This is a genomic window from Microbacterium sp. F2 (genome assembly GCF_052274505.1).
Classification (GTDB): Bacteria; Actinomycetota; Actinomycetes; order Actinomycetales; family Microbacteriaceae; genus Microbacterium.
The window spans coordinates 838296-851887 of sequence record NZ_JBNVBV010000001.1 but is presented as its reverse complement, the minus strand read 5'-3'; the positions used below and the strand labels follow the sequence as shown (position 1 = coordinate 851887).

Annotated in this window: 16 protein-coding genes; all 16 read right to left on the bottom strand. The window is 67.7% G+C overall.

Features of this window, described 5'->3' with window-relative positions:
- Window positions 1–26: 26 nt before the first annotated feature.
- The 16 genes from lgt to rpoZ all read right to left on the bottom strand — a co-directional run bounded on the left by lgt (window position 27) and on the right by rpoZ (window position 13590).
- Window positions 27–998: a prolipoprotein diacylglyceryl transferase gene (gene lgt, locus ACQVDU_RS04200; protein ID WP_292710431.1), complete on the bottom strand. Its 972-nt coding sequence runs from the start codon at window positions 996–998 to the stop codon at window positions 27–29.
- A gap of 72 nt (window positions 999–1070) precedes the next feature.
- On the bottom strand, window positions 1071–1856 hold the full coding sequence (gene trpA / locus ACQVDU_RS04195) for a tryptophan synthase subunit alpha (protein ID WP_443476302.1): 786 nt from the start codon (window positions 1854–1856) through the stop codon (window positions 1071–1073).
- Window positions 1853–3067 carry a tryptophan synthase subunit beta gene (gene trpB, locus ACQVDU_RS04190; protein ID WP_443476301.1) on the bottom strand — a complete coding sequence of 405 codons (1215 nt, stop codon included), beginning with the start codon at window positions 3065–3067 and terminating at the stop codon, window positions 1853–1855. Before trpB ends, trpA begins: the two co-directional genes overlap by 4 nt.
- Window positions 3064–3840 (bottom strand): indole-3-glycerol phosphate synthase TrpC, encoded by a 777-nt coding sequence (gene trpC / locus ACQVDU_RS04185; RefSeq protein WP_443476300.1) that lies wholly within the window; start codon window positions 3838–3840, stop codon window positions 3064–3066. Before trpC ends, trpB begins: the two co-directional genes overlap by 4 nt.
- Window positions 3841–3842: 2 nt before the next feature.
- Window positions 3843–4073 (bottom strand): DUF6704 family protein, encoded by a 231-nt coding sequence (locus ACQVDU_RS04180; protein WP_228178708.1) that lies wholly within the window; start codon window positions 4071–4073, stop codon window positions 3843–3845.
- Between the two features lie 42 nt (window positions 4074–4115).
- Complete coding sequence (locus ACQVDU_RS04175) at window positions 4116–4703, bottom strand: Trp biosynthesis-associated membrane protein (RefSeq protein ID WP_443476299.1); 588 nt, start codon at window positions 4701–4703, stop codon at window positions 4116–4118.
- Complete coding sequence (gene hisI / locus ACQVDU_RS04170; RefSeq protein ID WP_443476298.1) at window positions 4700–5059, bottom strand: phosphoribosyl-AMP cyclohydrolase; 360 nt, start codon at window positions 5057–5059, stop codon at window positions 4700–4702. Before hisI ends, ACQVDU_RS04175 begins: the two co-directional genes overlap by 4 nt.
- Window positions 5056–5820, bottom strand: a complete 765-nt coding sequence (hisF, locus tag ACQVDU_RS04165) for an imidazole glycerol phosphate synthase subunit HisF (protein ID WP_443476297.1) — start codon at window positions 5818–5820, stop codon at window positions 5056–5058. Before hisF ends, hisI begins: the two co-directional genes overlap by 4 nt.
- Window positions 5821–6660, bottom strand: a complete 840-nt coding sequence (gene hisG, locus ACQVDU_RS04160) for an ATP phosphoribosyltransferase (RefSeq protein ID WP_341579045.1) — start codon at window positions 6658–6660, stop codon at window positions 5821–5823.
- 37 nt (window positions 6661–6697) lie between these two features.
- Entirely contained in the window at window positions 6698–6961 is a 264-nt protein-coding gene (locus tag ACQVDU_RS04155) for a phosphoribosyl-ATP diphosphatase (RefSeq protein WP_363493158.1), read from the bottom strand.
- Window positions 6962–6995: 34 nt separating this feature from the next.
- Window positions 6996–7691: a ribulose-phosphate 3-epimerase gene (gene rpe, locus ACQVDU_RS04150; protein WP_443476296.1), complete on the bottom strand. Its 696-nt coding sequence runs from the start codon at window positions 7689–7691 to the stop codon at window positions 6996–6998.
- A 26-nt stretch (window positions 7692–7717) separates the two neighbouring features.
- Window positions 7718–9100 (bottom strand): RsmB/NOP family class I SAM-dependent RNA methyltransferase, encoded by a 1383-nt coding sequence (locus tag ACQVDU_RS04145; RefSeq protein WP_443476295.1) that lies wholly within the window; start codon window positions 9098–9100, stop codon window positions 7718–7720.
- Window positions 9097–10056 carry a methionyl-tRNA formyltransferase gene (gene fmt / locus ACQVDU_RS04140; RefSeq protein ID WP_443476294.1) on the bottom strand — a complete coding sequence of 320 codons (960 nt, stop codon included), beginning with the start codon at window positions 10054–10056 and terminating at the stop codon, window positions 9097–9099. The genes ACQVDU_RS04145 and fmt overlap by 4 nt, the downstream gene beginning before the upstream one ends.
- 16 nt (window positions 10057–10072) lie before the next feature.
- Window positions 10073–12067, bottom strand: a complete 1995-nt coding sequence (locus ACQVDU_RS04135) for a primosomal protein N' (RefSeq protein ID WP_443476293.1) — start codon at window positions 12065–12067, stop codon at window positions 10073–10075.
- 1 nt (window position 12068) lies between these two features.
- The gene (metK, locus tag ACQVDU_RS04130) at window positions 12069–13262 is read right to left on the bottom strand and encodes a methionine adenosyltransferase (protein WP_443476292.1); all 1194 of its coding nucleotides are present in this window, start codon (window positions 13260–13262) and stop codon (window positions 12069–12071) included.
- 73 nt (window positions 13263–13335) lie between these two features.
- Complete coding sequence (rpoZ, locus tag ACQVDU_RS04125) at window positions 13336–13590, bottom strand: DNA-directed RNA polymerase subunit omega (RefSeq protein ID WP_195693834.1); 255 nt, start codon at window positions 13588–13590, stop codon at window positions 13336–13338.
- Between the last annotated feature and the right edge of the window lie 2 nt (window positions 13591–13592).

Below are 13592 nucleotides of genomic sequence, written 5' to 3'. Positions count from 1 at the left end.
ATCTGGGTACTGCTCCGGTGATCAGATCACTGCGGCCGAGGGGTGCTTGTGGCGCTGCCGGCGGTGACTTCGGGGGCCGGTGGTTCGCTGACGTCGACGAAGTCGGGAGTGTCCTGCGATTGTACAGTGCCTTTCGCGGCGCGCTCGCGACCGGGAACGTACGGTGAGGGTTCCCGCCCGGGGTGGCGGCGCTTCTGCACGATCATGATCGCAGCGCCGATGATGACGCCGAAGATCGCTGCCCACACGTTCGCGCGGATGCCGAGGAAGATCTCGCTCGGATCGATCCGGATCGACTCCCAGACGATGCGCCCCGCGCTGTACCAGATGAGGTAGAGACCGAACAGGCGGCCCCATTGCAGCGCGAAACGACGGCCCGCCCACAGCAGTACGGCAGCTCCCAGGAGGTTCCAGATCATCTCGTAGAGGAACGTGGGGTGGAAGAGTGTGCCGGGGGCGAGGCCCGGAGGGAAGGCCGCGTTGGTGGACTCGATCTCCAGGCCCCAGGGAAGGTCTGTGGGAAGACCGAACAGCTCGTGGTTGAACCAGTTGCCGAGGCGTCCCATGGCCTGAGCGATGATCAGACCTGGCGCCAATGCGTCGGCGAATGACCAGAATCGGATGCCGGTCCAGCGGCATCCGAGCCACGCACCGATCGCTCCGCCGATGAGGGCTCCGTAGATGGCGATGCCGCCCTCCCAGATGCGGAAGATGGCCCAGATGTCGGCACCTTCGCCGAAGTAGAAGCCGGGGTGGGTCAGGACGTGGTAGATCCGGGCGACGATGATCGCGAGCGGGACCGCCAGCAGGGCGATGTCGATGACGATCCAGTTCTCGGCACCGCGCTTGGTCAGGCGGTAGTTCGTGAGCAGGACCGCGACGATGATTCCGGCGATGATGCACAACGCGTAGAAATGGATGCGCAGCGGCCCGAGGTCGATGTAGCTGACACTCGGACTGGGGATGCTCGTCAGGACGTTCTGGAAAGCGGTGATCATGTCGATCGTCCTCGGTTGGTGGGGCGCCGGCCGGAGGGCCGACGTCGTGAGTCTAGTTCGAGTGGGGCGCGCTCACTCGCGGACGGTGCCGGCGACGAGTTCGCGCGCGGCAGCAGCTAGTCCGTCGAGGCCCCCGTCGCGCAGGGCGCGCACGAGCGCCGTCCCGACGATCGCTCCGTCTGCGTACTCGAGGACGCTCCGCACGTGGTCGGCGTTGGAGACGCCGATTCCCACGCACGCGCGCTCGGCGCCGTGCTCGCGGAGGCGCGAGACAAGGGCACGGGCTGCGGCATCCAACTGGGCCCGCTCCCCCGTGATACCCATCGTCGAGACCGTGTAGACGAACCCGGTGGTTTCCCGCACGATCATCTCGAGTCGAGCGTCGGTCGAACTCGGGGCGGCGAGAAAGACCCGGTCAAGGCCCGTACGCGCGCTCTCGGCGAGCCAGTCGGCTGCCGCGTCTGGGGTGATGTCGGGCGTGATCAGCCCGGCGCCACCGGCTGCGCGGAGGTCGTCGGCGTACCGGGAAACCCCGTACTGCACGACAGGGTTCCAGTACGTCATGACCAGCACGGGGATGTCGGTTCGTGAAGCGACCTCGCGGACCGCGGTGAAGGTGTCGCGCATCCGAAAGCCCGCTTCCAGCGCAGCGTTGGTGGCTTCCTGGATGACCGGGCCGTCCATAACGGGGTCTGAGTAGGGCGGGCCGAGTTCGAGGATGTCGACGCCGGCTTCGGCCAACGTCACCGCGGCCTCGATGCTGGTCTCCAGGTCGGGATAGCCGATGGGGAGGTACCCGATGAGAGCGCCGCGACCTTCATTGCGGGCCGCGTCGATCGCGGCGGCGACGGCGCTCACGGCTGCGCTCCCTCGTCGTAGAGTTCGAACCACCGGGCCGCTGTGTCCATGTCCTTATCGCCGCGACCTGACAGTGAGATCGCAACAACGGCATCCGGTCCGAGCTCGCGTCCGATGCGCAGGGCTCCAGCCAGTGCATGGGCGGACTCGATAGCCGGGATGATGCCCTCCGTGCGCGACAGCAGGCGCAGGGCCTCCATCGCCTCGGTGTCGGTGGCAGGGATGTAGTGCGCGCGACCGATGTCGGCAAGCCAGGCGTGTTCGGGTCCGACCCCGGGATAGTCCAGGCCTGCAGAGATCGAGTGCGACTCGACGGTCTGGCCGTCTTCGTCCTGCAATACGTAGGTCTTGGCGCCGTGCAAGATGCCCGGCGTGCCCCGCTCGATGGATGCCGCGTGCCGGGGCGTGTCCACACCATCGCCGGCCGCCTCTACGCCGTAGAGGGCGACCCCCTCGTCGTCGAGGAAGGCGTCGAACATGCCGATCGCATTCGATCCCCCTCCGACGCACGCGAAGACAGCATCGGGAAGCCGTCCGATCTCATCCAGGAGCTGAGCGCGCGCCTCTTCGCCGATGACCTTCTGGAAATCACGCACCATCGCGGGGAACGGGTGCGGGCCGGCAGCCGTTCCGAAGATGTAGTTGGTGGTCTCGACGCTGGCGACCCAGTCGCGGTACGCCTCGTTGATGGCATCCTTGAGCGTCCTCGACCCCGTCGTGACCGGGATGACCTCGGCGCCGAGCAGGCGCATACGGGCGACATTCAGTGCTTGGCGTTGCGTGTCGACTTCGCCCATGTAGATGGTGCACTCGAAACCGAACAGCGCAGCGGCCGTCGCCGTCGCAACGCCGTGCTGACCGGCTCCGGTCTCAGCGATGACGCGCGTCTTGCCGAGCCGCTGCGTGAGCAGAGCCTGTCCGAGCACGTTGTTGATCTTGTGGGACCCGGTGTGGTTCAGGTCCTCGCGTTTGAGAAAGACGCGACCGGCCCCCGTGTGCTCGGCAAACCGAGGCACCTCGGTGAGCGCCGAGGGTCTGCCTGCGTACGAGTTCAGCAGCCGCACGAACTCCGCGTGGAACGACGGATCGATGCGAGCGGCTTCGTACTCGGCAGTGAGCTCGTCGATCGCGGCGATAAGCGACTCGGGCATGAAACGTCCGCCGAAATCGCCGAAGAAGGGACCGCGCTGTTCGCGCAGACTCGTGGTCATGATCCTGCCTCCAGGAACGTCGTGAGGGTCGCGACGGGGTCGCCGGTCACCAACGCCTCGCCGATGAGGACGACATCAGCGCCGGCGGCCCGGTAGTGCGCGACATCGGCCGGCGCCAGTACCGCCGACTCCGCGACGGCGATGGCATCAGCGGGAATCGAGTCGCGCAGGCGCCCGAACAGGTCTCGGTCGAGGTGAAACGTGGAGAGGTCTCGTGCGTTGACACCGACCAGGCGCGCACCGATGTCGGCGGCACGATGAAGCTCCTCGAGTGAGTGAGTCTCGACAAGGGCCGTCATGCCGAGCTGTTCGATCAGATGCAACAGGCGCAGGAGGACCTGCTGATCGAGGGCCGCGACAATGAGTAGAACGATGTCTGCACCCGCGGCGCGGGCTTCGAAGACTTGGTACTCGGTGGATACGAAGTCCTTCCGCAACACCGGCAGAGATACTGCGGCGCGGACTGACTCGAGATCGGCGAGACTCCCCTTGAACCGACGTTGCTCCGTGAGGACCGAGATGGCAGACGCTCCGCCGCGCTCGTAGAGCGACGCGAGGTGAGCCGGGTCGGGGATGTCGGCGAGGTCACCGCGTGAGGGGCTTGCGCGCTTCACCTCGGCGATGATGCGCACACGCTCGGCGGGTGCAAGGTGCGCCAGCGCCGGGAGTGCAGCGGGGCGGGCGAGCGCGGCGCGTTCGACATCCGCGAGCGGTCGCACGGCTTCGCGCGTCCGGGCGTCCTCGAGAGCGCCGGCCGTGAGGTCGGCGAGCATGCTCAATGCTCTTTCGCGGTGTACCTGGAGCCGCCTACGCCGTAGCCGACCTTCGCCATGATCCAGCCGACGAGCGCCCCCACCACGACGAGGACAACCGACGCCCACACCAGCCAGACGATCTCGAGGAAGAACGCCACTGTGCCCAGGGCGATGGCAGCGAGCATGATGACGACAGCCGTCCAGGCCGCCGGCGAGTGTCCGTGGCCGGGGTCGCCGATGGGGTTGCTCATGGATATCCTCCGGTAGTGCGCGGGCTGTGGTCAGTCTAGCGGTCAGGTCGTGGGGTCCCCGCCACGGGACAGGTCATCCCACGAGTCAATCGCATCAAGCGGTTCGCCGCTCCGACGTCGACCGACCCGCTCTGACTGGTACCTTTTCCCGCCCTCGGGCCACAGGCGCGCGGTCGCGAGAACCCAGATTCCCGCGGCCGTCATGAGGACGGCAGCGACGAGGGTGACGGCGGGCCAAGGCGTCGCAGTGATCCCTGCCACAAGCGCCGCGATCGCGCTGTCGCCGCGGATGCCGGTCACGGCAGCCACCTCGGACGCGACGGCGCTTACCGGTGCGTTGAAGGCGATCGGCGCCGTCAGGACGGCTAGTACGATCCCGAGTACGGCTCCGATCACACCGAAAACGGGACGCAGGATCCGGCCGACGATGGAGAGAGCGGCGCCGAGGGCCAACGCCGTCAGACTCAGCGGCGCGAGGAGCACCACGGCAGAGGCGCCGGCTACCGCGAGCGGCTCCGCGGCTCCGTCAGTCAAGGACACGAGCAGCCAGGTCTGGGTCGATGAGATGAGCCCCGTCGCACCCGCGATCAGCAGAGCGACAACGCCGATGAGCCGAGCCCGCGCGATCATGCGTCCCCGTGGGTGACGGCGGGCTTCAGGTCGGTCGTGTCGAAGCAGCTCCGCGTGCCGGTGTGGCACGCTGCACCGATCTGTTCGACCTCGATCAGCAGCGCGTCGCCATCGCAGTCGAGTTTGGCGCCGCGCACATACTGCACGTGTCCGGATGTGTCGCCCTTACGCCAGTACTCCTGGCGCGAGCGAGACCAGAAGGTCACGCGCCCGGTCGTGAGCGTGCGTCGGAGCGCTTCGGCATCCATCCAGCCGAGCATGAGCACCTCGCCGGTATCCCACTGCTGGATGATGGCCGGCGCAAGACCGTCGGCATTGAAGGCGACTGCCGCGATGCGCTCCTCGAGATCGGTCACGCTCGCACCTCCACGTTCTCGGCTGCCAGCGCTGACTTCACGTCACCGACGGTGAGCTGACCGGTGTGGAAGACGCTGGCCGCCAACACCGCATCTGCTCCGGCGTGCACGGCAGGTGCGAAATGCTCGACCGATCCCGCGCCGCCGGAGGCGATCACCGGTACTGACGAGATCTCGCGCATCAGCGAGACGAGCTCGAGATCGAAACCCTCCCGTGTGCCATCAGCATCGATCGAGTTGACCAAGAGCTCGCCTGCGCCGCGATCGATGGCCTCGCGAGCCCACGCGAGCGCATCGAGAGTCGTCTCCGTTTGCCCACCGTGGGTGGTGACGACGAACCCCGAGTCGACCGCGTCTGAGCGCTTCACATCCAGGGACAGTACGAGCACCTGGGCTCCGAAGCGGTCGGCGATCTCATCCACGAGTCCGGGCCGGGCGATCGCTGCCGAGTTCACTCCCACCTTGTCGGCGCCGACCCCGAGCAGCCGAGCGACATCGTCTGCCGAACGCACCCCTCCCCCGACGGTGAGCGGGATGAAGACTTCTTCTGCCGTGCGCTGGACCACGTCGTATGTCGTTGCACGCTCGTCGACAGTTGCGGTGACATCGAGGAACGTGATCTCATCGGCGCCCTGGCGAAAGTACGCAGCTGCCAGCTCGACAGGGTCGCCCATGTCGCGAAGATTCAGGAAGTTGACGCCCTTCACCACGCGCCCGGCGGCGACGTCGAGGCACGGGATGACGCGCGTCGCGACAGCCATCTAGAGCCTCGCCGCGTGAATCTCGGTCACCAGGATGGCGCGAGCACCGATGCCGTACAGCGCGTCCATCACCTGATTGACGCCCTTGCGGGGGCTCATGACGCGCACTGCCACCCACGACGGGTCGCGCAGCGGCGAGATCGTCGGCGATTCGATGCCGGGCGCAATCTCAACTGCCCGGTCGACGAGGTCCGCCGGCAGGTCGTAGTCGATGAGAACGTAGCGGCGGGCAACCATCACTCCGCGCAGCCGCCGCAGGAGGGTCTCGGTCCCCTCGACCTCCCGCGGCCCTCCGATGAGGACGGCTTCTGACTCCAGGAGCACGGGGCCGAAGATCTCGAGCCCCGCCTGCTTAAGGGTGGTACCCGTCGAGACGACATCGGCGACGGCATCCGCCACGCCCAACCGCACCGCCGACTCGACAGCGCCGTCCAACGGGACGAGGTCGACCGCGATCCCCCGTTCGTCGAGAAACGAGTCCACGAGGCCGGGGTAGGCGGTGGCGACGCGCGTTCCCTCGAGGTCAGCGAGGTCGGTAAAGCGTCCGGGAGGCCCCGCGAAGCGGAATGTCGAGTCCGCGAATCCGAGGGATTCGATCTCGCGCGCAGGCATCCGCGCATCCAGGAGAAGGTCACGGCCGGTGATGCCGACATCCAGGGCGCCGGAGCCCACGTACGTTGCGATGTCGCGCGGGCGGAGATAGAAGAACTCGACCTCGTTCGCGGGATCGATGACGTGGAGGTCTTTCGGGTCACGCCTGCCGGTATATCCAGCTTCGGTGAGCATGGCGGCGGACGTCTCAGCCAGCGAACCCTTGTTGGGCACGGCGATTCGGAGCATGGGGGTCTTTCGGGTCGAAGCGGGAGAGGCGACGGGTTCAGAGATGTCGGTACACGTCCTCGAGCGAAAGCCCCTTCGCCAGCATCAACACCTGCAGGTGATACAGCAACTGCGAGATCTCTTCGGCTGCTGCCTCATCCGACTCGTACTCGGCGGCCATCCACACCTCGGCAGCCTCTTCGACGATCTTCTTGCCGATCGTGTGGATGCCTGCATCGAGCTCGGCAACGGTCCCCGATCCCTCGGGACGGGTCTGCGCCTTCACCGTCAACTCGGCGAACAGCTCCTCGAACGACTTCACTATGCCAGGGTAGCGAACCGCGGGGGTAGCCCGGTCAGTGCCGATGAGCGTGGGCACCGAGGGAGCGCAGGCTCGCGATCGCGGCATCCGGGTCATCCGCCCCGAACACGGCTGATCCGGCGACGAACGTATCGGCACCTGCTGCGGCGGCCTGCTCGATCGTGGACGGCGAGATCCCGCCGTCCACTTGCAGCCAGACCGCAGAGCCGCGCCGGTGGCATTCGTCGGCGAGCAGGCGGAGCTTCGGCATCATGTCCGCCATGAACGACTGACCGCCAAACCCCGGTTCGACGGTCATCACGAGGATCTGGTCGAACTCGTCGAGAACATCGAAGAGCGGCTCGACCGGCGTAGCCGGCTTGAGCGCGATTCCGGCGCGTGCGCCGAGAGAGCGCAACCGCCGGGCGAGAGCCACCGGCTCTGACGTGGCCTCCGTGTGGAAGGTCACGGATGCCGCGCCGATCTCGGCGTAGCCCGGGGCCCAGCGGTCGACATCGTCGATCATGAGGTGAACATCCAGCGGCACGGGAGACGTCGCGTGGATCCTCTCAACCATCTGCGGTCCGAACGTGAGGTTCGGAACGAAATGGTTGTCCATCACGTCGACGTGGACGAAGTCGGCGGCGGCGATGCGCTGCAGCTCCGCCTGCATGTTGACGAAGTCGGCGGCAAGGATGCTGGGATTGATGCGCACCGCGGGATCATGCGTCGCGGCGTCGGGGGAACTCACCCGTCCATTATGGGCGAGGGTGCCTGTCAGCTTCGCCGCCGCAGGAGCGCGATCGACATCGCATCGGTGCCGTGCCGGTGGGGCCACAACTGCGCTCGCCCCCCGCCGCCCGTCGGGCTCGCCAGGTCCAGCGTGCTCCGCGACACCCGGCGCAGTACGTCTCGCGCGTCCAGCTCGTCCAGCTCGTCTCGGTGCTGATCCAGCACCGCCGCCACCACATCGCGGGTCTCGACGAGGTGCGGCGAGCACGTCACATAAGCGACGACACCGCCAGGCCGGAGCCCGATCACCGCGGCAGAGAGCAGTTCGCGCTGCAGGTCGGCCAGCGGTGCGACATCCTGCGGGGACTTTCGCCAGCGCGACTCTGGTCGGCGGCGCAAGGCACCTAAGCCGGTGCAGGGCGCGTCGACGAGGATCCGGTCGTACGCGTCAGCGCCTGCCCTTTCCCTGCCGTCTTCCTCAGAGACGACAACCTCGAACGGGATCGGCTCGAGGGATCGACGAACCAACCCGGCGCGCGTGGACGAGACTTCGTTCGCCTCCAGGTCGATCGGGGTCCCGGCCTCCCGCGCCTGCAGCACGCGGGCAGCCAGCAGCGCGGTCTTTCCGCCCGGGCCCGCGCACAAGTCGAGCCAGCGCTCCCCGGATCGCACCGTGTCGACCTCCGACAGGGCGAGGGCTGCGAGCTGGGATCCCTCGTCCTGGACGCGCAGCGCCCCATTCGAGGCTGCCACGAGCCTGCCGGGATCCCCGGCCGGTGCTCGGAACCCATAGGGCGAGAAGGATGTCGGCTCCGACTCTTCGGGAACGGTGGCAAGCCCCGGGAGAGCCGTCATCGTGACGCGGGGCGAGTCGTTGTCGGCCACGAGAAGATCGAGGAGTTCGCCCGCGCGCCCTTCGTCGTCGAGAGCGCGCCGGAGAGCCCGGATAACCCATACCGGGTGGGAGGTGCGCACCGAAAGGCGCTCGTCGTCGGAGCGTGCAGCCTCTTCGGCGCGGGAGATCCAGGTCGCGGCATCCGCTTCGCCGATTCTGCGCAACACAGCATTGACGAAACCGACAGAGCGCTCCCCCGCACTGGAGCGCGCAAGAGCAACCGACTCGTTGACTGCCGCGTGCGGCGGGACCCTCGTGGCCAAAAGTTGATGCACCCCGAGCCGCAGGATGTCCAGGACTGGCGGGTCGACGCTCTCTGCCTGCCGGTTGGCAGCGACAGCGATGACAGCATCCCAGGTTCCCTGTTGCCGCAGGGTCCCGTATGTCAGCTCCGTCGCGAGCGCGGCATCTGCCGCGCTCAGTCGTGCCCGGGCGATGGCTGTCGGCAGGACGAGGTTCGCGTACGCGTCGGCGTCGTGGACCGCACGCAGCGTGTCGAAGGCGACTCGGCGGGCCGACGGCGCGCCGCTCATGCCGTGGCTCCGACATCGCCGGTCATCTGACCGTCAGTATCGAACTGCAGCTCGCTCAGCCGTGCACCGCGCCACCAATCTCCGGCATCCATCGCGGGCTTCCCCGCTGGCTGGACACGCAACAGTGCGATCGGATCGCTGCCGGTTCCGACGATCACTTGCTTCGCGTGAGCTGCGACCAGCCCGGGGCGCAACCGTGGCGCTTCGGAGGTTGCCGGCACGGCGGCGAGGATCTTCAGCCGCGCGTCCTGCGCGGTCGCGAAGGCACCGGGCTCGGGGGTCACGCCGAGGATCCGTGACATGATCTGCTCCCGACTTTGCTGCCAGTCGACACGACCGTCCTCGATCGAGAGCTTCGGCGCATAGCTCGGGTCGCCCTCTTGAGGGCGGGCTCGCGCAGTGCCGTCTGCGATCTGGCCGACGACCGTGGTCAAGAGGTCTGCTCCGGCATCCGCGAGGGTCGCGAGCAGCTCCCCCGCCGTCGCCTCAATCGGGCGCGGAAAGCGCACCTCGCCGAAGATGTCTCCCTCGTCAAGGCCTGCCGTCAGCTGGAAGACGTCGGCGCCCACCTCGGGGTCTCCCGCGATGATGGCGTGCTGCACGGGAGCAGCCCCCCGCCACCGGGGCAGGGCTGAAAAGTGGAGGTTGATCCAGCCGTGCCGAGGCGTCGAGAGCAGGGGCTCGCGGACCAGGCCGCCGTAGGCGACGATCACGCCCAGGTCGGCGTGAGCAGCGCGTACCGCCTCGAGTGCTACATCGTCGAGACGTGCGGTGCGATGCATCGACAGGCCGAGCGTGTCAGCGGCGGTAGCCACCGGCGAAGGCGTCACGACGCGGCGGCGACCGATCTGCGCGTCAGGCCGCGTGATCACGAGAGGCACCTCGTGACCGGCGTCGACGAGGGCGCGTAGCGACAGTACGGCCGGCTCGGGCGTTCCGGCGAACACGATTCTCATGGCTGTCTCTTCCGGCTCATGGCTGTGTCTCCAGATTCAGGTCGGGCAGGTCGAGACGGATGCGTAGCGTCGCGCGTGCTCCGCCGCGACTGCGTGAGCGGCGTCCCCGCAGCGCCGCGGCAACGAGCGCCGCCCGAAGGGAACGTGCGAGGTCAGGTCCGTCGTGATAGTCGCAGCGCACGAGCGCGCGCACGTCGTCATCGTGCGAGCCGGTGGTGGGCAGCGGCACGGGCCCGAGCACGTCGTCGGCCCGCAGCCGTGGCACATCCGACCGCACGGCGGCCAGCGCGGTCTCCACTGCCGGTCGAGGTCCTTCGAGCGAGGCAACACGAACCGCGGGAGGCATGCGAAGCTCTGCGCGTTCGGCGAGTTCAGCGCGTGCGAAGGCAGGCTGGGACCAGGTAGCCAGTGCTCGGCCGAGGGTCCCGGCGACTCCGACCAGATGCACCGGCGCACCCGGTGCAGCCAGGGCCGCCGCGTTGGACCACCAGCGCAGACAGTGCTCGGCGATCCGCAGATCATCTGCGAGCAGCATCCGTTCGCCGTCCAAGAGCAGCACCGCGCGGAATCCGCGGGCGGCCCGAGGCTCCGCGCCCCGCGTCGCGATGACGAGCGCCGGTGTGTCTGGCACCTCGAGAACGGGATGATCGGCATCCGAGACGATGACTCGGATGCCGGGAAACGCGCGTCCGAGTTCTTCGGCGGTGCGGCGGCTCCCGGATCCGATGAGCAGGAATCGTGCGCCACCGCAGGAGGCGCAGGTCCAGCCTTCAGCGCGCCGTCCGCATGCAGAACAGGTCGGTGTCGCCCCTCGCGCTCCAGCATGAAGCGGTCCGCCGCAGGAACGACAACGCGCGGGATGCCGACAGTCGGCACAGGTGAGCACTGGCGCGTACCCGGGTCGAGCGACCTGCACCAGAACCGGCCCGTTCCGCACCGCTTCGCGTGCGGCCGCAAAGGCCGCAGAGGGAATCCGCGCGGCCCCGGTCTCCCCCTCGCGCAGCGGCGTGAGCACGACGCGCGGCGCTGCGGGACGGGCTGCGCGCAGCTCCTCCACCCAGCCGATGTCGACAAGACGTTGGACGTCGGTGGTGCGGGTGAACCCGGCGAAGACGAGCGCGAACTGTTCCTGCTCCTGCCGGACCAGCGCCGCGTCGCGCGCGTGGACGCCCGGTGACAGCGGCTCACGCAGGAGCGGGTCGCCATCGTCCCAGAGTGCGACGAGTCCGAGCGCGTTGACTGGCGCGTAGACGGCCGATCGATTGCCGATCACGATCGACGGCGTGGGCTCGAGCACGCGGAGGTACGCACCGTAGCGGGCAGGCGCGCTTTGAGCGGCATCCGTCCGGATGACTGCCTCGCCGAGTCCGTGTGCGATCAGGCCCTGCTCGAGCTGGTCGAGGTCGCGGTGGTCAGGAACGACAAGGATGCTGCTGCGTCCTGCCGCGAGCACCTGCGCGGCCGCGGCAGCAAGGATGCCCACCCACCCCGGCGCAGAAGAGCCTGGCGTGGCGGGCGTTGTCGGTGCCGTCAGGGCGATGCGAGCGCCGCGGGTGAGCGACTCGGTCAGACCGGGGAAGCTGGCAAGGGCGTCGGCCGCCCACTCTGCGGTGGATGCCGGAACCTCCGGAATGCCCGCTCGTGCCGTGTTCTGCCACGAGCGCTCGGCTCGCACCATCCGTCGCGGCACCACCAGGCGAAGGATGTCGGATGCCGACCCCGCCGAGCGGTCGGCGACGCGTCGTGCGAGGTCGTAAAGTCGCCGAGGGAGCACGGCCACCGGCGAGACGACCGATTCGACTTCCGACAGGGGGCGGTCAGCGGACGGTTCGTCGTCCAGCTCCACGATGAAGCCGTCCACGATCCGGCCGGCCGCACGAAGCGGCACGCGTACGCGGACGCCCTCGTGAGCCTCAGGGGCCAGCTCGTCGGGAATCTCGTAGTCGAAGAGCCGGTCGAGTTGGGGCAGCGGGGAATCCAGGAGCACTCGCGCGATGCGCCGAGCGGTCATGTCAGAGACCGGCGGCTGAGCGCAGGTCGTCGACGCGGTCCGTGCGCTCCCATGTGAAGTCGGCGAGTTCTCGACCGAAGTGCCCGTAGGCTGCGGTCTGCGCATAGATCGGGCGAAGCAGATCGAGCTGGTCGATGATCGCCTTCGGGCGCAGGTCGAACACGTCAAGAATCGCCGTCGTGATGATGTCGTCGGCCACATGACCGGTTCCGAACGTCTCGACGTACAGGCCGACCGGAGCGGCCTTGCCGATGGCGTAGGCGACCTGCACCTCGAGCCGATCAGCAAGTCCTGCGGCCACGGCGTTCTTCGCGACCCACCGCATAGCGTAGGCAGCAGAGCGGTCGACCTTCGAGGGGTCCTTCCCGCTGAAGGCTCCGCCGCCGTGGCGCGAGGCACCGCCATAGGTGTCGATGATGATCTTCCGGCCCGTGAGGCCTGCATCGCCCTTCGGGCCGCCGATGACGAACGGACCAGCGGGATTGATGTAGTAGGTGACCGCGGAAAGATCGAGTCCGGTGCTCTCCAGAACCGGATCGATGACGGTCTCCTGCACCTGGGCGCGCAGGTCTTCTTGCGCGATGTCGGGGTGGTGCTGGGTTGAGAGCACCACCGACTCGACGGTGCGCGGCACGGCCCCCTCGAAGCCGAGGGTGACCTGCGTCTTGCCGTCGGGACGCAGGAACGGCAGCGCACCTGAGCGTCGCGATTCGGCGAGGCGCTCAGCCATGCGGTGCGCCGTCCACGCGGCCATCGGCATCAGCTGAGGAGTCTCGGTCGTCGCATAGCCGAACATGATGCCCTGGTCGCCCGCGCCCTGCTCGTCACGAGGATCGGATGATCCGCGTTCACGCTGCTCGAAGGCTTTGTTCACACCTGACGCGATATCGGAGGACTGCGCGCCGATGGAGATGCTCACGCCGCACGAGTCGCCGTCGAAGCCGGTCTCGCTCGAGGTGTATCCGATGCGGTTGACCACATCGCGAACGATCGCGGGAATCTCGACGTAGGCGGACGTGCTCACCTCACCCGCGACATGCACCAGTCCGGTGGTGACGAGGGTCTCGACCGCGACGCGCCCGGTCGGATCCTCACTGAGGATGGCGTCGAGGATGCTGTCAGAGATCTGGTCGCAGATCTTGTCGGGGTGACCTTCCGTGACCGACTCGGACGTAAACAGACGCAACGCGGTCATGGAGCTCCCGTCAGTAGTGGACGCCGATCAGTATCGCGCCGGCCTACGACACCGGCGCGCGAACAGGTGACCGTCAGTCGATCGGACGGAGGCGAAGCTTGTCTTCGTTGATCTCGTGGAGCGCGATGGTCAGCGGCTTGTCCTCGACAGTTGAATCAACCAGCGGTCCCACGTTGTCGAAGAGGTTTCCCTCGTGCAGGTCGGAGTAGTAGTCGTTGATCTGCCGGGCGCGCTTTGATGCGTAGATCACGAGCTGGTACTTCGAGTCAACCTTCTCGAGAAGGCTGTCGATGGGGGGGTCGATGATGCCCTTGTTGTTCCCGGCCATGG

Coding starts and splice junctions, on each gene's coding strand:
- metK (WP_443476292.1), bottom strand. CDS start 13,262: ATGACCGCGTTGCGTCTGTTTACGTCCGAGTCGGTCACGGAAGGTCAC.
- rpoZ (WP_195693834.1), bottom strand. CDS start 13,590: ATGGCCGGGAACAACAAGGGCATCATCGACCCCCCCATCGACAGCCTT.
- ACQVDU_RS04145 (WP_443476295.1), bottom strand. CDS start 9,100: ATGAGCGGCGCGCCGTCGGCCCGCCGAGTCGCCTTCGACACGCTGCGT.
- fmt (WP_443476294.1), bottom strand. CDS start 10,056: ATGAGAATCGTGTTCGCCGGAACGCCCGAGCCGGCCGTACTGTCGCTA.
- trpC (WP_443476300.1), bottom strand. CDS start 3,840: ATGCTCGCCGACCTCACGGCCGGCGCTCTCGAGGACGCCCGGACGCGC.
- trpB (WP_443476301.1), bottom strand. CDS start 3,067: ATGACCACGAGTCTGCGCGAACAGCGCGGTCCCTTCTTCGGCGATTTC.
- ACQVDU_RS04135 (WP_443476293.1), bottom strand. CDS start 12,067: ATGACCGCTCGGCGCATCGCGCGAGTGCTCCTGGATTCCCCGCTGCCC.
- hisG (WP_341579045.1), bottom strand. CDS start 6,660: ATGCTCCGAATCGCCGTGCCCAACAAGGGTTCGCTGGCTGAGACGTCC.
- ACQVDU_RS04180 (WP_228178708.1), bottom strand. CDS start 4,073: ATGAGCAACCCCATCGGCGACCCCGGCCACGGACACTCGCCGGCGGCC.
- hisF (WP_443476297.1), bottom strand. CDS start 5,820: ATGGCTGTCGCGACGCGCGTCATCCCGTGCCTCGACGTCGCCGCCGGG.
- lgt (WP_292710431.1), bottom strand. CDS start 998: ATGATCACCGCTTTCCAGAACGTCCTGACGAGCATCCCCAGTCCGAGT.
- ACQVDU_RS04175 (WP_443476299.1), bottom strand. CDS start 4,703: ATGATCGCGCGGGCTCGGCTCATCGGCGTTGTCGCTCTGCTGATCGCG.